The following is a 20,852-nucleotide window of genomic DNA, read 5'->3' as shown; positions in this document are numbered from 1 at the left end:
CCTTCCCTGGAAGAGCGGGCCTTTTCTAAAAGTAGCCGCAAGCGGTGGTTCTATACCCAGCGGCGTCGCAAAGCGAGGCACCCTGCCGCGACAATTGCGGCGCCAGCGAGAGCCCACAGGCCTACGCCCTCACCACCGGTCTTGGGCAGTGCACCCTTGGTGATGTCAGCGACCTGAAGGACGCCGATCTTCTTCACGCAATTAGCAGCGGTGTCAGACTCAGCGCACCTATTACTGGTGATCGCGGTCCCTCCGGAGAGCACCTTGATGACTGCATTGCCATTCTGATCCCACTCCGTCGAGAACTTGATCGGCGCGGGCAGCAGGTTATAGCCGTTCGGCGCCTTCGTCTCGATGAGGTAATAAACGCCAGGGGCATCCAAGCCTTCGAGCTTGACGCGGCCTGTGGTGGTGGTCGTGGACTGCTTCACCACGGGGTTAGCATCAACGTTGACGCTGCCATCCGCGTTTAGCTTCAGGTTGCCGTTAGCATCACCGCGGTGGACGGTGAACTGCGCGCCGCCAAGCAACCCGTCGGTTTGGATCTCGTCCGGGTTGTCCGGATTATAGCTCGCCTTTTCGAGCAGGACGTCCATAGTTTCCTTGGTCTCCAGCGGGATACAGTCAGTATCCTTCCAGCCGCCTATTTCTGCCTCGTTCATGAGTCCAAAGTTGGGCTCGTGCAGGCCATCCTTGGTGTAGCAGCGGGTGTTTCCTGCAGGTTGGCTCGGGTACCCGGCGGGTACAGAGGTGCTGTCCAGCTTTGAACGATCCAGCTTGAAACGCACCGTCACCTCGTAGACATGCTGCCCTGTACTTCCGCCAACACCCTTGGATTTAGGTTTAATGATCTTCGGAGTGTCATTCTTGTTGAGTTCGTACGGACCGGCGCCCAGGTACGACTGCGGCTGGCTGGTCCTGTTGAACTCATCCTTGAAGACCACAGTGGCTCCAGTCACCGTGGCAGCACCAACGAACTTCGGGGTGTCCGTGAGCTTGCCGTAGATCACGTCGTTGGTGTCGAAGCCAGGTGCGTCCGGTGCCTCAACTACGACGTTGTACTTCGCAGTGTATTCATTCACTGCACCAAGAACAGGTTGCGGTGTGTTGTCGACAGCAACCTTATTCAAGCAGGCTTCAGTAGCAACGTTGTCATCTTCAGCCGGGCTCGACTCCCCGTCCGTGGCCTGGAAGGCCACCTTGTTGGGACTACACACCGTCTTGAGGTTGCCGTTCTCATCTTTTCGCACCGGCGCAGAGACGACATACTCTACCTTCGCGTGTCCGGGAAGGGTACCCACGTAACCCTTCATGTACCCCACCTCACCACTTGTGGCTGACGGCACGTCCATCCCGGCGTAAATGCCGCTCTCAGGTTTGATCTCATTGGGCCCCGGACCACGGCCGTTGACCACGGTAGATCCCGGACCAAAGCCCTCAAACTTTGCCGTGGGGTCGGTAGCGTTCACACCATAGTGAGTATCCGTTGGTAGGTATTCCCAGAACGTACCACCCGAGCTGGCATTGTCCGTAGTGTTTTCCACGGAGATAGTCCAAAAAGTCCGCACCTCACCGTCCACCACCTTGGTCTCGGAGCGTTGCTTCTTCACCGCAATGTTTGATTGCAGCGCTGGCGGCGGCGGAACTAGGTCGGAGGCCGCGTCCGTGTTAAATGAAGCAGGCAGGTTGTTCATTATGTTGACCAGCTCGAACTTCGGGCTATCATCATCTGGGTTGGTGATCTTTAGCTCAAAGCCCAGCTGATTCGCATTCGCACTACCCGAGCCAAAACCCAGGTTTCCATTGGAGTAGGTCCACGCCTTGCCCCAAGAAGCAGAGGGGTTCGAGATCGTGCGCCCATCCAAGGTCTTGATGCCGGTGAGATCCCAGGTCCTGATGTCGCCGGTCTGTGTGTCAATGCGTTCAAGGATAAGCTTGTCGCCTGCCTGAGCCTTACTCTGGAAACCCCACATATACTTCTGGGCTTGCGGGAGCACCGCCCAGTCCTCCGAGTAGGACTTCTGGCTTCCTAGCACGCGTTGAGCCGTGACTTTGTCGACGTCGACCTTATAAAGGTGACGGCTACCAGAAGTGGACGTGTTGCCCACAAAGAATCCCTCGCTGGTGTACACGCCAGCGTTGAGGAGATCCCGGTCGCCGCTCGTTTCAAACGGGGTACCGGTACTTCCGGCCTTTAAAATAGGCCCAAGATTATATACTTCACCGGTTGCCGGATTGATCTGCAGGAGATTTCCTGCAGGGTAGCAGGGATCACCATTTTGACCGCGAATCTGGCTTACCGCATAAAGCCAGTTATCACTCGAATCAAAGGCTAGAGCATTGTATACCCAGGGAGTGGACTCTCCCACCTGGCGAAAGTCTCGGCCTTGGTTGACTTGACGGCTCAGAATGGAAGTGTCTCGGCGAAGATCCTTAGGTTCACTGGTTACAACGTAGACAGGGCTACCGTCGGCAAATTCAGCTGGGGTGAGATCGCGCTTTGGCTGTCTGCTTGTAACCGGATCTTGGCACTCCTCTTTCGCAGGAACGGTGAAGGAAGCTGTAAACACTGTATCGGCTGGCCCGCGGTGAACACCCTTAAACTGAATCTGTGCGGTGCCACCAATAGTAATCTGCGGCAGGATGACTTGGTATTCCTTGGCGCTAATCCTTTTGTAGGTCACCTTCGCCTCATACCAACCTCCGTTGGCACCGGTGTAATAGATCGTCAGGTCATCAGGGTTAGTCGATAAATAACTGTTAACGCTGGATTTGAGGGTAACCACCGTGCCTTGCGGAATGGACAGCTGGCCGCCAAAAAGCTCACCGGCCGGAATCTTAAAGTTCGGGATATAGCGGCTTCCCTTGAGCACGTATCCATCGTTTACCATCGTGATGGTGCGGTCGCCTGCAGCGTACGGGGTAATGTTCGGCGCCGCCATCAGACGGGCTGGGGCCGCGTCAACGTCAGCAATATCAAGCGGCTCAGTCACCTCCGAAGGGGCTTCTAAGGCTTCGCTGGATTCAGGTGATGACGTGCTGGTAGTCTCCTCGGCTACTCCACGCACGTCGACGGACATCCCGCTCAGTTCGGATTCCTCTGCGACCGCTGGGATCTTCAGTGAGAAAGCTGCCCCTGCTGGCACGTCAGTAGAAAGGCCAGCGATTCGGAAAGTCACTGAAGAACTGGTTGATTTTACAACGAGGTTGTCTCCTTCGCGGACGGGGATCACTTCGCCGTCGATAGTCAGTGTGTAGGCCGAGCCGTCGAACTCCAGTCCTGCAGTCTCAACAGTGAATTCCAACTCCTCCACGGTTCCGGCGTCAACAAAGTGGCCTTCAAATGTTGCGGAGTCGCCAACAGTCAGGCTCAGTTGGTCTGCGGAATCGAGCTTGGTGCGCAGGGTTGTGGTTTGTGCTTCGGCTACGGCACCAACGATTCCGGGCAGAGCAGCCGGTGCAGCAACACCAACAACGAGAGCCAGTGCAGCAATGAACGCCGCAAGAGCACGCCAGCGGTACACAACCGGCTCGACCGGATGAGAATCTGTCCAGGACATTAGCGTCCCTCGCTTTCTGAATTCTTCCTACGGCTAAAGGCAATCATCACGAAACCAGTGGCAATCAATGCCAACGCTGCGGCTACTACACCGATTACCTGTGCACCGGTCATCGCCAATGAGCCACCATTGCCCGACGACGTTACTGGGGTTGAGGTCTTACCGGCACTTGGAGTACCCGGCGGCGTTGTCTCGGGTTGGTGAGGTGGCTTCCCTGGTTTAGTCGGTGGATAGTTCGGAGGTGTTTGCGGGGTATCCGGGCGTGACGGCGGAGCGCTCGGAGCAGATGACGACGTGGGTGGCGTCGGCGTTTCACCCGGTTTGTGGGTCTTAGCCACGATTACTCCTGGTACTGGTTTCGGGTTATCTACCACCGTGTGGAATGGAACCGCCACCACAAACGGGTTTATCTCTCGGTAGGAATCATCCGGCGCTGTAGACGTCACCACATAGAAGCCATGAGCTAGACCATCAAACGTCACCTCGCCATTGGCATTGGTGACCAGATCCACGTGCACATCGGTGCGCCAATCACGAACCTCGTCGAGATTCGCGTTCCGTACGCGGGCTGCGTCGTCAGCGTTGGTCGGGTCCAAGCCGGCAAGCCGGTCCAGATGAATTGTGACACCTTGGATTTTTCCCGAGGGCGGCTGGCCATCGTCGTTGGGATTGCCTTGTGTCAGCCGGATTGTCACTGTATCCGTAGCCGAAGTGCGTTCCGCACCAGTGGACTGCTGCCCGGCAACCTGCACCGCTTCTGCAGCAACGACGCCCGGCCCTGCGAACGCAACCGCACACGCTACTCCGACGGCAACCACTCGGGCCGACCATGCATTTGTCAACCTCTTCATCGCCTTACTCCCGCACGCTACTTTCCTTATTAATAACTTCTTGCACCCCGGTAGCCGCCTTCTGGCGACGCAGCCACCACACCAGCCAACACCCAATGACAATCACCGCAGCCAACAGCGCGTACATCCACCATTGCCAGCCCGGACCATGGGAGTTTTCAAACACCGACTCCTCCCCAGGCTCCATAGGAACCTGATGGCCACGCACCAGCAAGCGATGCGTGTTGATCCCGTACGGGGTGCACGTAATCAGTGTGACGTAATCCTGATCAGCGACTGGCCGTAGGCCATCTACCTCGCTCGGCAGCACAACTTGAATGTCGTCTACGACGTACTTCAATTTGTGGCCAGCAACCTGGATATAGAACACATCTCCCTCGGTGGCAGAGTCGAGGTGATCAAACATCGTCGAATTTGCCAGACCCGTATGCCCCGTAATGACGGAATGGGTTCCTGATCCACCGACCGGCAGGTCAGAACCATACAAATGCCCCAAACCACGCTGCAGTGTCTTATCTGCGGTGCCATGAAACACCGGAAGATCAACGTCTACTGCTGGGAACACGAGGCGGGCCATCGCTTCGGTCTCACCCAACTGCTTCAAATAAGCCTCATAGTCGGGATTGTCTACCCCGATACGGTTCAGCCACGGATCCAAGATCGGACCCGACGTATGTTCTTCGTTGTATGCATGTGCAGCATCCCACACCGAATCCTGCACCTGCGCCGGTGTCTCTTTATCCAGTCGCGCATATTCCTGCGCCACTCTTGAGGCGTTCCAATTGTTCCATGCGGTCGAGACCACTGGGTACAGCATCACCAACAACCCAACGACAACGATTACCGCCGGAAGGACTAGGCCTCCACGGCGCCTGTGCCGTCGGCCTGCATTTTGGCCTACCACCGTAGTCAACGACCCGCACCACCCAAAACAATGCCCCACGCGCTAGCGCAGCGCGACCGGGATTACAACGAAAGAGAATGAAGGGGACTGAAGTCTATACCTAGCCCAGTCCCCTCACTGGGTCGAGCACCATATTTTGATTACCCGACCCGCAGCGCAGACCATCATGGACAGTCTGCGCCACCGGAACTACGCCCGGCTATTAGTTGCGCGCGGTACGACGAGCGAACCAAGCACCAGCAGCAACAATTGCTGCGCCAATAGCAGCCAGGATGCCCACACCGGCACCACCGGTCATCGGCAGGTTCGGGGTGTCGCGCTTGATGTTTTCAATTTCAGAAACAAGGGTGACGGCGTCGTCACCCTCGAGCTCACCAGTCTTCGCGATGTTCTCGCGGGTGAACTCAATTTCGGTAACAGGGTTTTCCGGCAGTGCGTAGCCCGCTGGAGCCTTGGTTTCCTTCAGACAGAACTTCTTGATGTCGGTGACCTGTGCGTTATCTGCGAAGTCGGTGACGTGCAGTCCGTCGATGGTGATGGTGCCGTCAGCACCGGTGGTCCACTTGTCCTGCTCCTTGACGGTCAACTTACCGCCCAGCTTATTTGCCGCGGTGCACTGGTATAGCTCGAACTCAGCACCTTCCAGGACCTTACCGTCCTCCTTGCCGTCCTTCTTCACAACCTTCAGCTTGCCGTGATAGGTCACGACCTCATTGGTCTTGTTCTTGACCTCGTTGCCGGTGTTCGGGTTGTTGAAGATGACGTCAGCCTGGTTCTTCAGCTCAGTGGTGTCGCCCACTTCCTTGCGCTTGACCTCGAAGGTCAGAGACATCTTGTCACCGGACTTAACCTTGGCAAGGCCCTGGTCGGTCAGCTTAACGACGAGCTTGTTTCCGTTCTCAGCCGGATTGTTGACCTCGTAGTCACCGGCACCCAGAGCGGTCTCTCCAGCCTTGACCTCGGTGACCTTCTGGAAGTCCAAACGCTGGTCCAGCTGATCCTCGAAGCGGAAGGCGGTCAGGCTCTTACCCGCACCCCAGGTCGGAGCATCCGCGTTGATGGTGTAGGTGTACGCGTCCTGGATGTTCTGATCTGCATCCTTGACAGTCTTCTCGGTCTTGGTTTCCGCGTTCTTCGGGTACGCGATGACGTCGTAGTTCCAGGCATCCGATGCCTCGTTAACCATCGGCACCGACACGATGAACGGAGCACCGGCAACGATGCCGTCCGGAGCGTTAGTTTCCTCTACCAAGTAGATGCCCAAAGGCAGATCAGTGAAAGCTGCCTTGCCATCAGTGCCGGTGGTTTCTTCCTTGGTTTCCGCAGTCTTCTTGTCGTCCTTGACGTCAGCAGCCGACTTCGGGAACGCCGCCCAATCATCCTTCTGCAGGTCGTAATCGAGCTTGGTGATCTTGTAGGTCACGCCAGACAGAGCCTCACCCGGAACGCCTGCCATTTCCTTACCGGTAGCCGCAGTACCAGACTCAGCACCCTTCTTCTTGAAGAGGGTGATAGAGCCCTTTTGGTTGAAATTGATGTTTGCCTTGTTCACGGCGCCCTGCTCAGCAGCAGGCTGTGCATCGACAGCACCGTCTTGCGCCAGGGCCCCCGGAGCGGAGATACCCATAGAGAGGCCAACGACGGCAGCGAAAGTAACCGAACGAGCGGTACGAGAGATCTTGTTCACGGAAACTGGTCCTTTACACGAGTTCTGAAATGAGGCACCGCGCCTCATTGGCTGTGTGCAATCCATTCCCCACGGTTCACGCACCATGACCTGACTCGTTGCTAAGAATCTTTCGCCTGCCGAGAGTAGGAGTAGTTTTCAGGTGGAAACGTCTACGCAGGCCCCAACCTTAACTAACGATAGCCTGTGGATTACATAACTAGATTCTACCCCAGCGTGTTGGGCAAAGTCCCCGACTAAAGCTCCTCCCCCGCAAAACCGGCTAAACTTCTCAAGAATCCGCACGGTCCACCCAAACGTGAAGACTCCTTCTGCAGTTCAACTAATGCTTTCGAGACGTCATCTAGTTTTGTGTGAAACTGAACACATTGCCCCTTTAAGGGGGTAAGCCTGCTCGATTTTACACCCGTTACATAGAATGCAAGCTTCACGCAGGAGAGTAGCTTCCCAGAGAGCACCTTCCAACGACGACGAAACGAACCATATATGCTGCCAATACCACCAGGTAGAACATCCCCTTTGATGACCCATAAAAGGAAGCGTCACCAAGAGCGCTCAAGGTACCCTGAACTCATTTAGATTCTCAGCCTTCAACAGCCCACGTACCAAAGAGTTAATAGCGTTAAGATTCCTGACAAGAGCTCTCTACGTACTCTGAGCCTCGTCGACAGCACGAAGAAGCGCCGCATAGGCACCGCCGCACGCAAGCAGCTCGGCGTGGGTGCCGCGCTCGACCACGCGGCCAGCGTCGAGGACGATGATCTGGTCGGCATCGCGGATAGTGGACAGGCGGTGGGCGATGACCAAGCGGGTAGCATCCGCGCCAAGCACTGCCTCCTGGATGGCGCGCTCCGTCTCGTTGTCGAGGGCGGAGGTGGCCTCATCCAAGATGAGCACCCGTGGTTGGCGCAGCAACGTGCGGGCAAGCGAAAGGCGCTGCTGCTCACCGCCGGAGAAGCGGTAGCCGCGCGAGCCCACCACTGTGTCCAGACCTTCCGGCAGCGCGGCGATGACCTCGTCCACGCGCGCGGCGTTAAGCGCCGCCCACATCTGTTCCTCACTCGCATTCGGCTGCGCGAAGAGGAGGTTCTCCCGCACCGTGCCGTGAATCAGGTAGGTCTCCTGGGAGACCACGCCAATGACCTCCGCGCGCTGCTCAGGTGGAATATCGCGCAGGTCGACCCCGCCCAGGTGCACGGTGCCTTCGGTCGGATCGGCAAGGCGCGCAAAAAGTGCGGCCACCGTGGACTTGCCGGACCCGGTATGCCCCACTAGCGCGGTGGTGGTGTGGGCGGGGATGGAAAGGGAGACGTCGGAAAGCGCGTCGGTGTCGGTGCCGGGGTAGCGGTAGGAGACGTGCTGGAGGGTGAGGGAGGCGTCGGCAAGCTGGGCGGGCTGGGTGGCCTCGGTGAGTTCGGGCTCCAGGTCCAGGTACTCGAAGATGCGGCTAAACAGCGCCATCGACGCCACCCACTGCGCGCCCACGTTGAGCAGGCCGGTAATGGGACGGAAGATCTGGGTCTGCAGGGTGGAAAAGGCGATGAGCGTGCCAATCGTAATGCCCGGGCGCAAGCCGGCCGCCAGGTAAATCAGGGCCGGCATCACGCCGAAGATGATTTGCGTCAGCGCCATGCGCCAGCGCCCGGCCAACTGCGATTCCAGCTCCAAACGGATGAGGGAGCGGGAGGTTTTCTCAAAGCCGTCATAGACGCGCTCCTGCGCACCCAGCGTGGCCGCCAGGCGCATGCCGGACACGGACAGGTTCTCCGAAATGGTCTGCTGCAGCGTCGCCTGCGCGCGGCTGTTTTTCTCCATGAGGCTGCGGCGCAGAACGGCGGCGCGGCGGGTCAGCCACACTGCAGGCGGCAGTACCACCAGGGACAAAAGCGAGAGGGTAGGCGAAAGCGCCACCATCGCCACCAACGTAGCCACAGTCATGGTGAGGTTGCTGGCCACGGATGTCGCGGTTGTCGTCACCATGCCGCGCATCGCCGCGATGTCATTGGTCAGGCGCGACTGAATCTCACCGCCGCGGTTATTGGTAAAGAACTGCAGCGACTGGCGCTGCAGGTTGGCAAAGACCTGCGTGCGCAGCTCGTGCATGATGGTGTGCCCCACCCGCGCCGACAGAAAGGACTGGATAACGCCGATGGCCTGGGAGACCACGGTGATGGCCAGCATGCCGCCGACGAGCCACAGCAGCAGCGCGGTGTCGTGTTCAGGAATGGCCTCATCCACGGTGCGGCGCACCAGGAAAGGCTGCACCACCGTCAGCCCGGAGGTGGCGATGATGAGTGCCACCACCAGCAACAGCGTGCCGCGGTGCGGGCGAAACAGGCCGGCGACGCGGCGGAAGGCAACCGGGTGCTGGGCCAGCTGATCGATGTCCGCCGGGTCCTTCACCGCGGTGTGCATCGGCCGGGTCATGGCTTAACCGCAGGTAACGATGGGCTGCGGGTCGTAGACCGTGGTGGTGGTCTCCCGGGAGATCTCCTTGCCGGAGAGGTCCTTGATCACGCGGGTATCCGAGGTGGTGAAGCCCGGCGCGCCAGACGACGGCGAGCAATCCTCGCTCACCGACTTGCGCTGCGGCTCCGTCTTGGCCCAGCGGCCGTTGTTCACAGACTCAACGTCGACCGTCTTCGTGCCCTTTAGGCGCACGGTAATCTTGCCGCCACCAAAGTCGGTCTCAATGCGGACCGGGGTATTGAAGGTATTAGTGAACTGCAGGTCGATGGCGCCCTCGTACACGGTGGCCTCGCGGCCGGCGGGGTAGCGGGAAATGTAGTACGAGTGCGGGGTGTGGGCAGTATCTTCCATGCCTGCAAAGTAGGCAGCGTTGTACAAGGTGGTGGCGAACTGGGAAATGCCGCCGCCCACGGCGGAGCCGGAGTGGCCATCAATAATGATGCCGGATTCCACGTAGCCCTGAGCAGTGCCGCGCGGGCCCGTGTGGCCGTTGAGGGAGAAGGTCTCGCCCGGGTTGACCACGGCGCCGTTGACCTGTTGGGCCACCAGCTCGATATTCTTGCCGGAGGCAGCGGAGTAGCCCTCGGTGGTGAACTCGCCCACGGTGTCGTTGAAGGTCGCCTTCTTAGCATCGTCGGTGGTGAACTCTGCCGGGTCCGGCTTGTAAGTAGCATCCCACTCGCGGTCATCGCCGGTCACGCGCTTGTCAAAATCCTTCATGGTCGGCTCCCAGTCGATGATCTCGCCATCTTCGGACGGGGTGATCTGCTTGTCATTGCCGTTGAAGGAAATCTTGGCATTTACGCCGGGGACATCGGCGCCCTCGGAGCGCTCGGCCAGCAGCTCTTGCGCGCGGTTGGTATCCACGGCGAGCTTAAGCTTGCCGTCCTTCTTTTCAATGCTGGTGAACTGGGCGATTTCCGGCTTATTCAGGGTAGCGCTGACATTATTCTTGGCCTTCAAGGTAATGGGGTTATCCAGCGCCTTAGCGGCGTCACCGGTGCGCATGGCCTCGATAGCCGCATCATTGATGGCTGGCTCTACTTCTTCTGGGTCCACGTTTACACCCTCGGAATCGAGCCAATTATCCGTAACTGCATTGTGCAGGGTGCCGGCATCCACGGTTTGGCCGAGCTTGGGGTCGGTGACCTTGAGCTCACCATTGTTGAGCTCCAACATGCCATCGACTGGATCGGTGGAGAGATCCTTCTTCACGCGGTCCAGAGCCGGTTGTAGCTGTGCCTCATCCACGTTGGTCTCCACCGGAATATCCCGGGTGGAGCGGAAGAAGCTATACAGGCGGGTGAAAGGATTGAGGGAAGGCTCTTCAATATTGTCTACGGCGCGCTGGTTATCCAGGGCGAGGCCCGACTCAGAGGGAACGAGATCGGTGTGCAGGTCGCCGGAGGTAACGCTCACGGGCTCGGTTTCTACGCCCGCAAGCTCGTCTTCGAGCTTCTCCACGGCGGCGGTGCGATCCATGGCGGAAATATCCACGCCGTTGACGGAAACGGCGCGCGGAATTTTGTCCTGATTTGCCGCAACATCCCAGGCATAAGCAATGCCCGCGATCAGGACAAGGCCGACCAATACGCCGAACGCGATGAGCCAGCCTTTAGCACCGTTTTTTCCTTCTGCCTTTTTCACGCCTTAAAGGTTAACGGTTTTAGTGGCATTTTTCCTAGTCCTGTGCAGGCTCGGGTGCAGTGCCGACCGGGGGAGCGCTGACATGGCGGGCGGCGTCTGCAAGGCGTTCGAGTGGCAGGCGGCCCTGGTCGACGGCGCCAACAACGGCGTCGATCACCGCATTGATATCGCCTTCAGTGGACCACAGGGGCATATCGGCACCGGCATTGAGGGAGGTCACGACGGCGTCGGCAAGCGGGAGCGAATCCGCAATCGCCTTCATGCCACCGATGTCATCGGTATAAATAGGGCCGTCGTACTGCAGGGTCTCGCGAGCCAAGCCATAAGCCTCCGGCAGCATAGAGGCAGGAGTCTGGCCATCGCCCAAACCGGGCACGGCGAGGTGGCCCATCATGAGCGCGGCATGCGGCGCTTGGGGAAGGGCGGTCTTAAAGGGAATGAACTCATGGCCCTCCAACTCTGCAAGCGGCGGGGTAACGGCCTCGGCCAGGTGGGTATCGCCAGAAGCACGGCCGTGTCCCGGGAAGTGCTTGAATACGGCCTTGACCCCAGCGGAATCCAGCCCGCGTGCAAAGGCCGCGCCATACTCGCCTGCTTGGACCGGATCGGTGGAAAAGGATCGATCGCCCACCACCTCTAGGCCGTTGCCATCGACGTCGAGCACCGGTGCAAAGTCCACGTTGATGCCATGCGCCTTGAGAGTGGTACCAATCTCGTGGGCGAGCTGTTCCACCTCTTGCGGGGAACGCTCGGCTGCCATTTGCTGCGGTGCGGGATACTCGCCCAAGATCTCTGAGAAACGCTGCACCCGCCCGCCTTCAAAATCGATGGAGACCTCAAAATCGCGGCCTACCTCTTGGCGCAGGGCATTAATATCGCGGCTCTCTTCCTGCAGCAGGTTTGGATCCGCCCAGCTGGGGATAAAGATTCCGCCCACGCCGGCATCTAGTTTGGCCTTAGCATCGTCGTAATTGGTGACCGGGGGCATCAAAACGGAGGCAGCCATGGCGCGGATGTCCTGCTGCGGGGCTGCTTCCTGCGAAGTCTCTTCTTGCGTCTCTTGCGTCGCGGCAGGTGAGCTCGATGCGGCTGGGGTGGTGGAGTCCTGACTCTCGGCGTCCTCCTGCGGGGAGGTAGAGCAGGCACCCAAGGCCGTCACGAGGGCGAGGCTGGCAAGGATGCGCGGAGTTTTCATGCCCTCTAGTGTGCAATACTCCTCGCGTTCTGTCGCAAGCGGTGGGTAGACTAGTGACATGAGTAACGGCGAGACAATGCTAATTGCCTACGATGGCACCGAACGAGCCGGCCGCGCCCTCGAGTACGCGGCCCAGCTGCTGCGGCCCACCACGGTAGAAATCCTCACCGCCTGGGAGCCGGTAGCCCGGCAAACCGCCCGCGCCGTCAGCCGCACCGGAATGCACCAGTCCACCGTCTCCCCGGATGGCGTCGAAGAGGATCCGGCCTATGAAGAGGCGCTAAAGATTTGCCGCCAGGGCATCGAGCTGGCCGAAAGCCTGGGCCTAGCCGGCCGCGCCCACCTAGTGGAATCCGCTACCACCATCTCCTCCGCCATCATTGATGCCGCGCATGAGCTGGACGTAGACGTCATCGTCACCGGTACCCGCGCCCTGACCGGCTTCCGCGCGTGGTGGACCAACTCCACCGCCGACCAGATTGTGCGCAATGCCGGCCTCCCAGTGTTCATCGTGCCGCAGGAAAACGAGGATGACGCGGACGATGATGAGGCAGAATACTTCTAAATAGCTGCTAGTATCTTTAGCCATGGCTCTGGAAACCGATTCTTTGAACAAGCGCACCCTTGGCCCTGCCATCGGTAGCGCTGTTGTGGGCATCGCGCTCGGCGTCATCACCATCATCGGCATCGCACAATTCTCCGGCACCGATACTGTGCCGGAAGGCAATGCGGTTTCTGCTTCCGATGCGGTTTTGGGCGGCCCTGAGTACGGATCCCGCAACTAGGTGTGCGTACCCTCCGCGGGCGGCTTGCCCGCCCCTACCCGCTGGGGATTCTTGCCCTAGCGCTCATCCTCCTCGTGCAGCCGTGGGGGCTGACTGCGGCCGATACCAAGCATGATCTGGCGGCCGATCCGCTGCATTTTCTCCGCGGGGCGCTAAGCGCCTATACGGATACCTTTACCCTGGGGCAGCTGCAGAATCAGGCCTATGGCTATCTCTTTCCCCAGGGACCTTTCTTCGTTTTAACCCAGCCCCTGCCCGATTGGGTGGCCCAGCGCCTATGGTGGCTACTGGTCTTAAGCGTCGGCTTCATCGGCTTCCATAAGCTCGGCCGCAAGGTGGGCCTGCGTGGCTGGTGGGTCTGGGTTGCAGCGATGCTCTACGCGCTCTCGCCGCGCACTCTTTCCACCCTGACCGCCATTTCTTCTGAGACTTGGCCGGTCATGCTCGCTCCCTGGGTTATCCTGCCCTTCCTCAATGCCAAGCTCACCTGGCGCGATGCCGCCGCGGCCACCATCCCCGTAGCGCTGATGGGTGCGGTCAATGCCACCGCGACCATCGCGGCGTGTATCCCGGCCGCTGTAATCCTGCTCTACCGCCGCGCCTTCAGACCCGGCGCGGCCTGGCTCTTAGGGTGCCTGGCGGTATCGGCCTGGTGGATCGGCCCGCTCGTCGTGCTTGGGCGTTATGCCCCGCCGTTTACGGAATTCATCGAATCCGCCCGCGTGACCACGCGCTGGCTCAACCTGCCAGAGATCCTGCGCGGCACCACGAGCTGGACGCCGTTTGTTGATACCGAACGCGTGGCCGGCTATGAGCTAGCCACCGAGTCCTTCTTTGTGCTGGTCACCATGGGCATCGCGGCCGTGGGTATCTACGGTCTTAGCAAGCTGCCGCGCGTGTGGTCCGTCATGCTGGTGGTGGGCATCGCGGTGCTGGGCTGCCAGGTGGCGTGGTACCTCGATGCGCTCGATGGACCGCTGGCCGCGCTGCGCAACCTGCATAAATTCGATCCGCTGGTGCGCATCCCGCTGCTATTGGGCCTCGCGCGCGCCTGCATGCATCTGCCACTACCGCAAAGCTTGCAGCCTACCAAAAAGCAGACACTAGGCGCGCTCACGCTACTGCTGTGCATCGCGGTCATCTCCCCGGCATGGTCGCAGCGCTTGCTGCCACTGGGGGCCTATAAAGAGGTGCCTTCCTATTGGCACGAGGCCACGGACTTTATCAATACCCACGCCACCGATACTCGCACCCTCATCTACCCGGAGGCATCCTTTGCCCGGCAGACCTGGGGATGGACGCGCGACGAGCCAGCCCAGCCGCTGCTCGATGTCCCTTGGGCCGTGCGCGATGCCATTCCACTCGTGCCCCCAGAGGCCATCCGCGGGCTCGACGGTGTGATGGCCGCGCTCAAGGAAGATCCGGCCACCGGCGTGCGCTCCCTGCAACGCCTGGGCATCGGCGCGGTCATGGTGCGCCACGATCTCTTCACCGGGGAGGACGAGGCCCTAGCCAGCAAGTTTGGCGGCGAGGTCCATCGCTTCGGCGAGGTCGATGTCATCCTGCTCAACCACGCCGGCATGTCCTTAGGGCCTACAGATCCAGTGCGCGTGGCCGGCGGTGGGGAAGCCCTGGCGCTTCTCGACGCCCACTCCACCCCCACCACCCGACAGCTCGTCGATCGCGACGCCGATATCGTCACCGATACCCCGACGCTCACAGACCGCAACTACGGCACCCTCGATGGCCCCATCTCCGCGCCCCTGGCCGCGGACGATCCCAGCCACGTGAATAACCGCCTGCGCGATTATCCCTCCGCTGGTCCGCTTACCCAGGTGGAAACCCACGGCGGTTCGGTAGCGGTCTCCTCCTCGGCCGCCGATGCCACCGCCTTTGGCGGGGCCCAGCCGAAAAAGTCCGCCACGGCCGCGGTGGATGGGGAAAACTCCACCGCCTGGTGGCCCGCGCCGGGCGATGATGCCGGGTGGATTGAACTGCGCGGTTCTTTCACCCAACCGCGCCTAAAGCTCATGGCCACCAGCGCCACCGCGGTAACCGTGCGCTCCGGCAGCGCGGCCGTAGAAGTGGACTTGCAGCCCTTCCGCTCGCAGGAAGTCCGCGTTCCCGGCGGCGATACCGAGGCCATCCGCGTAGAGCTATCCCACCGCACCGGCATCGCGGAGTTAGAGGTAGAAGGCCAGCCGGTCGAGCGCGTGGTGACCGTCCCGGATACCTCCCCTGACGTGCACCAATTCTTCTTCCAGCAAATGCTGCAGGATACCGGCGTGCTCATCCGCGATTTCACGGCGCCGCGCCCCATGCGGGTAAAGGTAGATTCCACCAAGCCTGTGCTTATCGACGCCCACCGCTACTCCCCCGGCGATTCCCTCACCCTTAGCCCTGGCACGCACCGCGTGCGCACCACGGGGCCGTGGGTGAGCCTGCGCGAGGAGGGCTGGCAACCAGCAGGCTCTTCCGAGCCCACCGGGTACTCGATTGCAGCCACTGATGAGGATCGCCTCTTGGTCACCGGTCGCGCCTTCAATAAGGGCCTGCGCGGCTATTTGGGCAATGAAGAGCTCACCCCGCGCGAGATCGATGCAGCCACCCAAGCTTTTGTCATTCCGGCCGGCCGCTCCGGTGACTTCCGTATGACCTTTAGCGCCCAACCGGTTTACCGCGCCACCCTCCTCGTCGGCGGTGCGCTGGGGTTACTTGCCCTCGGCCTGTGCATCCTGGCGGCCACGCGGCGCCCGTCCCACCCTACTTGGCGCGCGCCGCGTGGCGGCGCTGCCTCGGCCGTGGTCGCACTCGGCGCGCTGGCCCTGACCGGCTGGCCGGCCGCGGTGGCGACCGTTGCCGCTTGGTTGGTGGTGCGTTGGACTACCATCCCGCGCGCCTACCTCGCGTCCGGTGTCGTGGCTGCGGCCGGGGCCATCCTTGCCCGCGCGCCGTGGACATCGGGATCCTATGCGGGCGATTCGCTCCTGCTTAGCTGCTTGTGTGCCGCGGGCGTGGCTTGTCTTTTCGCCTCCGACCGAGGAGAAGATCCCGGCCGGGACGCTCGATGAGCGTATAGCTCGCGGCCGAGACCACCACGGTGCCCACCACCGTCACGGCTAAAATGACCCAAAAGTCCAGGGGTTTCCCGCTAAACAGCGGCACCCCGGTAAGGGGAAAAGCTAGCCCCAAGATGGCCACATGCCACAAGAAGATGGAATAAGACCACGCGCCCAGTGCCTGCATAAGCGGGCTGGTCAGCCAGGACTTATCCCGTGGGGCAAGCGCTACCGGAACCACCACGACTGCGGCAAAGGCAGCTCCGGCAATGATTCGGCGGGAAAATTCACCCGGTTCTGGATGGATAAGTCCCTGCGGCCCGAACCACTCGCGGCTGGCAGTCCACAGCACCACTGCCGCCGCGAGCCACCACGCCCAGCGCGGCCGCAGCACCCTCTGGACGCGCCGGCTGATGCCGGCTTCTTCGTATTCGGCAGCTAGCATTCCCACGGCAAACCACGAAGCATACGCCGGCGGCCAAATCTGGGAATTGACCTGATCCTTGGTGTAATCGGCCACAAAGGGAACGAAGCCCCAAGCCCAACTAATCACGGCGCCCAGCACAATGGCCACTACCCGCCAGCGCCGCGGCAGTGCCCCAAGAAGCCACACCAACAAAGGCAGGGCAAGGTAGAAGAAGAACTCCACGCATAGCGACCACAGGTGGGTAAGCCCCGGCGCTAGCCCGTCCACCACATAAATCTGGGTGGAGGTGAGGTTGCTCAGCAGCTGGGTGAGGGTGAGCGAGTGGGCGTCGGGAAGCAGGAGCATCACCGCCACCACGCAGGCATAATAGGCCGGCAAAAGTCGCGCCACGCGCGAGCGCGCGTAGCCGGATAAGGTGTGCAAGCCACGGCGGCGCCACAGCAAGAAGGCGCTGAGTGCAAAGAAAACGGCAACGAAAAAATCGAAGCGCCCAGCAAACCCCCACCCGGTTCCGGTCTGAAAAGACACGTGGGTGACAATGATTCCAAGGGAGGCGACCGCGCGTAGACCGTCTAGCTCCGGCAGATGCTGGGGTACGCTTTTCACAGATGCCTGCGGCTGCACGCTTGCTCCTAACCCCGGATCGACCTGAAACTGATTGGACATATTACTGCAATGAAACGCTACCTTTGGCCACGCTCGCCACTGGCGTGGGTTGTCATTGCCGCCGTCATTTTCTTGGTGCTGGGCACCGTGGTGCCGCCGCTGTATAACAACCAGACCCGGCCGCTGGCCTTCGACCAAAACATCAACACAGTCACCGCCCCATCGGCCGGTGTGTGGATGGAAGCGCCCGAGTTCATCGCCGGGGCCAAAGCCATTGGCGATAGCAAAGACCCGCAATGCCAAGAAAAGCAGGCGCCCATGTGGTGCTACCTGCACCACGACCTGCTTACTATCGAGCGCAATACCACCACCTCTGAGGTAGCAGAAGACGATGCGCTCGCTAACTCCGATTCGCTCTCTCGCCTGCTCGCCGGCGATACTCCCCTTGCCCAAATCACGGAGCATTCCGTGTTGAACCGCGAGTCCACCTACCCGGTTGCCGCGCCAAAGGATAAATGGAGATTTGTCCTACCGGCGCTGGATACCGGCATGGCCCGCACCGACTTCGAGCGCGATGGAATCAACTACTTCTTTCCCTCCGGTACCGAGCAGCGCTCCTATCCGTTTTTCGATCTAGCGACGCAATCCTCCACGGCGGTGGACTTCACCACGACGGAAAAGCTCGATGGTATCCCTACCTATTCTTTCCACCACGATATCCAGCCCATTTCCTTGGCTGATATGCGCAAAAGCATTACCACCGAGGTCGATACCGGCACCGGCGATAAGCAACTAGCGGCCGAGGATTTCCGTATCTCCGGGCCAGCGAAGCGGTTCTACGACGCCGAATCGCGCGAGCTCCTCGGCCTGGATGCCACTGACCGGGTCACGGTGGAGCCCTTCTACACCATCGGCCGCGATATCTCCGTCGAACCTACCACCGGCACCATGGTGGACCTGCGGGAGAACATCAAGATCTTCTTCGCGGCGGACGAAAAGCAGGCCGGCACCATGGTGGCGAATGGCGATACGGAGGACCGCTCCATCTTTGCCGCCGATCTGCGCTGGTCCGATGAGACCCGCGCGGAGCGCCTTGATGAGGTGCGCCCGGTCATTCGCACCATTCGCGCCTTGATGGTGGTCGGCTGGGCCGGCAAGGCCATCGGCGTTGGTCTATTGCTCTGTGCCGCCTATATGTACATGCGCCGACACCGTGAAGGCTAAGCGTCTTTTACTTCTTAGCTGGGGCGCCCTCCTTGTGGCCGCGGTGTGCTGGCCCTTTGCCTTGCCCGGCGAGTTCTTGTGGCGCGATATGGCGTTGCTTGACCATCCGGCGCTTTCCCCTTCTGCCTTTGGTGACGGCAGTCTGCCCGCCCGCAATGCACCGCAAGATGGTTTCCTTGCTCTCGTGGGCGGCGCGTGGGCGGCACGGGTGCTCATTTTTGCTGCCGCCGCGTCCTCCGCGCTCACCGCGGCGCGCTGGGCACGCTCTACAGTCGCCGCGGTGAGCGCGATGGCGGTGGCGGTGGCCAATCCCTTCGTCATCGAGCGTCTCCTGCAGGGCCAGTGGTCGCTTGCGGTGGCTGCGTGGCTGCTGCCGGTCATCGCGTGGGCAGGAAGAAGGCACAGCTGGGTGGGGTGGCTGGCTATGTGGGGAGCTTCGCTTACCCCTACGGGTGGTCTCTTTGCCGTGGTGACCGCGGCGGTGACCTGCCGCAAGCGGGTAGCGCTCGGCGGCGTGGTCTTGTGTTTGCCGTGGGCCGTTCCGGGCATGTTCCATCCCGCCGCGCCCGGCGATACCGCAGCGGCGGTGGCCGCGTTTGGCCCGCGGGCAGAAGACTACGTCGGCACTGCGGGCGCGCTGCTGCGGCTCGGCGGCATCTGGAATGCGGAGGCGGCCATCGGGTTCGCCGTGTGCGGCGTCATCGTGGCGGTCATCGCCGTACTCGGGGCGTGGCGGGTTCCCGCGCGGTTGAGCATCCTCGCAGCGATTGGTCTCGGCGGGGCGATATTCTTCTGGCTGGTTCCCGGTGCTCTGGTGTGGTTCATCGATCACGTACCGGGGGCGGCGCTGCTGCGCGATAGCGGAAAACTGACCATGCTGGCGTTGCCGCTCTATGTGGCCTCGCTAGGGGCGCTGCCGAATCTGCCGGCAGCACTGGCAACCGTGGCTGCAATCGTGCAGCTGCTGCCTGTTCCGGGACGACTCGCGGTGCTCGCGCCGCGGGATACGGGGATAGACGAGCAGTTGGTGCGCGCGATTGACGGCCGCGTGGCCTTCTTCCCAGAACGCGCCAACCTCGTGGAAGTTCCCGGCGGCGTGGCTGTCGACCCCTACTCCAAGGCGGTGGCCATGGTGGAATCGGGGGAATTAAGCGTAGACGGGACCGTGGTGGACCAAGCCTCGCCGCGATACCGGGCGGCGCTGCGCGCGTGGAAAGAGCACGATGTGGACCGACTGGCCGAGCTCGGCGTCGGTGTAGTCGTGGTGGACGGTGCCATAGCCGTGGAAACGGGCGCGCCGCGGCCGCAGGTTCCGTGGGCGCTTACTGCGCTGTGGATGGCGTGTCCGCTACTAGCCCTTGCAGCAATTCCGCGAACTGCTCGCCGGTCTTCTCCCACGAAAAGCTAGCGGCAAAATCCCGCGCGTTGGAGCCAAGGGTGCGGCGAAGGGGGGCGTCGGCAAGCAGCTGCTTAGTGGCCGCCACGAAGTCCTCTTCGCGCTCTACCAGGATGCCGGTCTTGCCGTTGATAACGCTGTCACGCAGGCCAAACGTATAACCTACAGTGGGAACTCCATGTTGGGCCGCCTCCATTACTGCCAGACCCCACCCCTCTTTACGCGAGGGCATCAGCAAGGCGTCGGCACGGGCCAGCAAAGCGTGCTTATAGTCCTCGGTCACCTGGCCGCGGAAGCGCACGCGATCGCTTACCCCATGCTCCTCGGCATAGGAACGCAGGTTAGCCTCCCACCAGCCGGAGCCGATGACGTCCAGGACCGCGCCCGGGGTCTGCGCCACTGTATCCATGGCATGCTCGATCTGCTTATGCGGCACTAGGCGCGAGAGCGTAACTAGGTGCACCTCGGCCTCTCGTTCCAGGGAAGGAACGTGATCCGGAACCGGGTCCAGGCCATTGGCGATGATGTGCGCGCCCTTAATGCCCAGCGCCTCTAAATCCTCACGAGAGGCCTCAGACACGGTCACATAAGGTGCGCCGCGGTAGACGCGCGGGGCCACTCGAGACTCGAGGAACCAACCGAGCCGCCCGAGGAGAGGGCCCGCTACCGGCCATTGCTCGCGGTGGCAATGGTGAGTAAGCAGCACCGTCGGCGCCCCGGACACCAGGCGAGCGAAGAAGGGGATGCCGTTTTGGGTATCGATTACCGCATCCACCCCGCGCAGGTCTCCCACCCCCAGGCGGCCGGCCAGCATCGCCGCCCACGCACGCGGATATACGCCGAATTTGGCGCCTCCGCGGCTATAGCGCACGCCGTCGCGCACCTCGCGGTGGGCGGCATTCATGTGCTTGGAGGTGCGAAAGACCACCTCGTGGCCTTGGGATGCTAAGTACTCGCCTACGCGCTCCAAGTAGCGCTCCGAGCCACCGCCTTGTGGGTGGGTGGAATCGCGCCAGCATAGTAAAAGAATCTTCATCGTGAG

14 protein-coding genes are annotated in these 20,852 nt (G+C 61.1%); 5 read left to right on the top strand and 9 right to left on the bottom strand.

Annotated elements, in window-relative coordinates:
- Positions 1-50 precede the first annotated feature (50 nt).
- The 7 genes from BKN05_RS02955 to BKN05_RS02925 all read right to left on the bottom strand — a co-directional run bounded on the left by BKN05_RS02955 (position 51) and on the right by BKN05_RS02925 (position 12,313).
- Complete coding sequence (locus tag BKN05_RS02955; RefSeq protein ID WP_286687908.1) at positions 51-3,560, bottom strand: prealbumin-like fold domain-containing protein; 3,510 nt, start codon at positions 3,558-3,560, stop codon at positions 51-53.
- Complete coding sequence (locus BKN05_RS02950; protein WP_083312490.1) at positions 3,560-4,411, bottom strand: SpaA isopeptide-forming pilin-related protein; 852 nt, start codon at positions 4,409-4,411, stop codon at positions 3,560-3,562. The genes BKN05_RS02955 and BKN05_RS02950 overlap by 1 nt, the downstream gene beginning before the upstream one ends.
- A gap of 4 nt (positions 4,412-4,415) precedes the next feature.
- Positions 4,416-5,324: a class C sortase gene (locus tag BKN05_RS02945; RefSeq protein WP_049378962.1), complete on the bottom strand. Its 909-nt coding sequence runs from the start codon at positions 5,322-5,324 to the stop codon at positions 4,416-4,418.
- A gap of 193 nt (positions 5,325-5,517) precedes the next feature.
- Positions 5,518-7,002, bottom strand: a complete 1,485-nt coding sequence (locus BKN05_RS02940; RefSeq protein WP_286687907.1) for a SpaH/EbpB family LPXTG-anchored major pilin — start codon at positions 7,000-7,002, stop codon at positions 5,518-5,520.
- Between the two features lie 645 nt (positions 7,003-7,647).
- Positions 7,648-9,429: an ABC transporter ATP-binding protein gene (locus BKN05_RS02935; protein WP_005325452.1), complete on the bottom strand. Its 1,782-nt coding sequence runs from the start codon at positions 9,427-9,429 to the stop codon at positions 7,648-7,650.
- Positions 9,430-9,432: 3 nt separating this feature from the next.
- Positions 9,433-11,118, bottom strand: a complete 1,686-nt coding sequence (locus tag BKN05_RS02930) for a VanW family protein (protein ID WP_286687906.1) — start codon at positions 11,116-11,118, stop codon at positions 9,433-9,435.
- A gap of 34 nt (positions 11,119-11,152) precedes the next feature.
- Complete coding sequence (locus BKN05_RS02925) at positions 11,153-12,313, bottom strand: glycoside hydrolase family 3 N-terminal domain-containing protein (protein ID WP_286687905.1); 1,161 nt, start codon at positions 12,311-12,313, stop codon at positions 11,153-11,155.
- Between the two features lie 58 nt (positions 12,314-12,371).
- Between BKN05_RS02925 and BKN05_RS02920 the strand changes: the two genes are divergently transcribed.
- Genes BKN05_RS02920 through BKN05_RS02910 form a run of 3 tightly spaced genes read left to right on the top strand, consistent with a single transcriptional unit; the run spans position 12,372 to position 16,169 of the window.
- Positions 12,372-12,878 carry a universal stress protein gene (locus BKN05_RS02920; protein WP_049359996.1) on the top strand — a complete coding sequence of 169 codons (507 nt, stop codon included), beginning with the start codon at positions 12,372-12,374 and terminating at the stop codon, positions 12,876-12,878.
- Between the two features lie 22 nt (positions 12,879-12,900).
- Positions 12,901-13,098, top strand: coding sequence for a DUF2613 domain-containing protein (locus tag BKN05_RS02915; protein ID WP_005325448.1), 198 nt, complete (start codon positions 12,901-12,903; stop codon positions 13,096-13,098).
- 2 nt (positions 13,099-13,100) lie between these two features.
- Positions 13,101-16,169 (top strand): alpha-(1->3)-arabinofuranosyltransferase domain-containing protein, encoded by a 3,069-nt coding sequence (locus tag BKN05_RS02910; RefSeq protein ID WP_286687904.1) that lies wholly within the window; start codon positions 13,101-13,103, stop codon positions 16,167-16,169.
- Here BKN05_RS02910 and BKN05_RS02905 read toward each other — a convergent pair.
- Positions 16,090-17,250 (bottom strand): acyltransferase family protein, encoded by a 1,161-nt coding sequence (locus tag BKN05_RS02905; protein WP_225746320.1) that lies wholly within the window; start codon positions 17,248-17,250, stop codon positions 16,090-16,092. The two genes, BKN05_RS02910 and BKN05_RS02905, sit on opposite strands and share 80 nt — an antisense overlap.
- A 9-nt stretch (positions 17,251-17,259) precedes the next feature.
- Here BKN05_RS02905 and BKN05_RS02900 point away from each other — a divergent pair, with 9 nt between their 5' ends.
- Together BKN05_RS02900 and BKN05_RS02895 are read left to right on the top strand one after the other, a co-directional pair.
- Positions 17,260-18,414, top strand: a complete 1,155-nt coding sequence (locus tag BKN05_RS02900) for a PorA family protein (protein ID WP_225746319.1) — start codon at positions 17,260-17,262, stop codon at positions 18,412-18,414.
- Positions 18,404-19,822 carry an MmpA family trehalose lipid delivery protein gene (locus BKN05_RS02895; RefSeq protein ID WP_286687903.1) on the top strand — a complete coding sequence of 473 codons (1,419 nt, stop codon included), beginning with the start codon at positions 18,404-18,406 and terminating at the stop codon, positions 19,820-19,822. Before BKN05_RS02900 ends, BKN05_RS02895 begins: the two co-directional genes overlap by 11 nt.
- On the opposite strand, the gene BKN05_RS02890 is transcribed toward BKN05_RS02895, so the two are convergent.
- A complete protein-coding gene (locus BKN05_RS02890) occupies positions 19,737-20,846 on the bottom strand; it encodes a glycosyltransferase family 4 protein (RefSeq protein ID WP_198492168.1) in 1,110 nt (369 codons plus the stop codon). The genes BKN05_RS02895 and BKN05_RS02890 overlap by 86 nt on opposite strands.
- Between the last annotated feature and the right edge of the window lie 6 nt (positions 20,847-20,852).

Source organism: Corynebacterium sp. S5S1, assembly GCF_001913985.1.
Classification (GTDB): Bacteria; Actinomycetota; Actinomycetes; order Mycobacteriales; family Mycobacteriaceae; genus Corynebacterium; species Corynebacterium marquesiae.
The sequence above is the reverse complement of the archived record's forward strand: the minus strand, read 5'-3'. Positions and strand labels throughout refer to the sequence as shown.

What these genes read in the sequence shown, in the direction of transcription:
- BKN05_RS02955 (WP_286687908.1), bottom strand. Translation starts at nt 3,560, where the DNA reads ATGTCCTGGACAGATTCTCATCCGGTCGAGCCGGTTGTGTACCGCTGG.
- BKN05_RS02950 (WP_083312490.1), bottom strand. Translation starts at nt 4,411, where the DNA reads ATGAAGAGGTTGACAAATGCATGGTCGGCCCGAGTGGTTGCCGTCGGA.
- BKN05_RS02935 (WP_005325452.1), bottom strand. Translation starts at nt 9,429, where the DNA reads ATGACCCGGCCGATGCACACCGCGGTGAAGGACCCGGCGGACATCGAT.
- BKN05_RS02925 (WP_286687905.1), bottom strand. Translation starts at nt 12,313, where the DNA reads ATGAAAACTCCGCGCATCCTTGCCAGCCTCGCCCTCGTGACGGCCTTG.
- BKN05_RS02920 (WP_049359996.1), top strand. Translation starts at nt 12,372, where the DNA reads ATGAGTAACGGCGAGACAATGCTAATTGCCTACGATGGCACCGAACGA.
- BKN05_RS02915 (WP_005325448.1), top strand. Translation starts at nt 12,901, where the DNA reads ATGGCTCTGGAAACCGATTCTTTGAACAAGCGCACCCTTGGCCCTGCC.
- BKN05_RS02905 (WP_225746320.1), bottom strand. Translation starts at nt 17,250, where the DNA reads ATGTCCAATCAGTTTCAGGTCGATCCGGGGTTAGGAGCAAGCGTGCAG.
- BKN05_RS02900 (WP_225746319.1), top strand. Translation starts at nt 17,260, where the DNA reads ATGAAACGCTACCTTTGGCCACGCTCGCCACTGGCGTGGGTTGTCATT.
- BKN05_RS02890 (WP_198492168.1), bottom strand. Translation starts at nt 20,846, where the DNA reads ATGAAGATTCTTTTACTATGCTGGCGCGATTCCACCCACCCACAAGGC.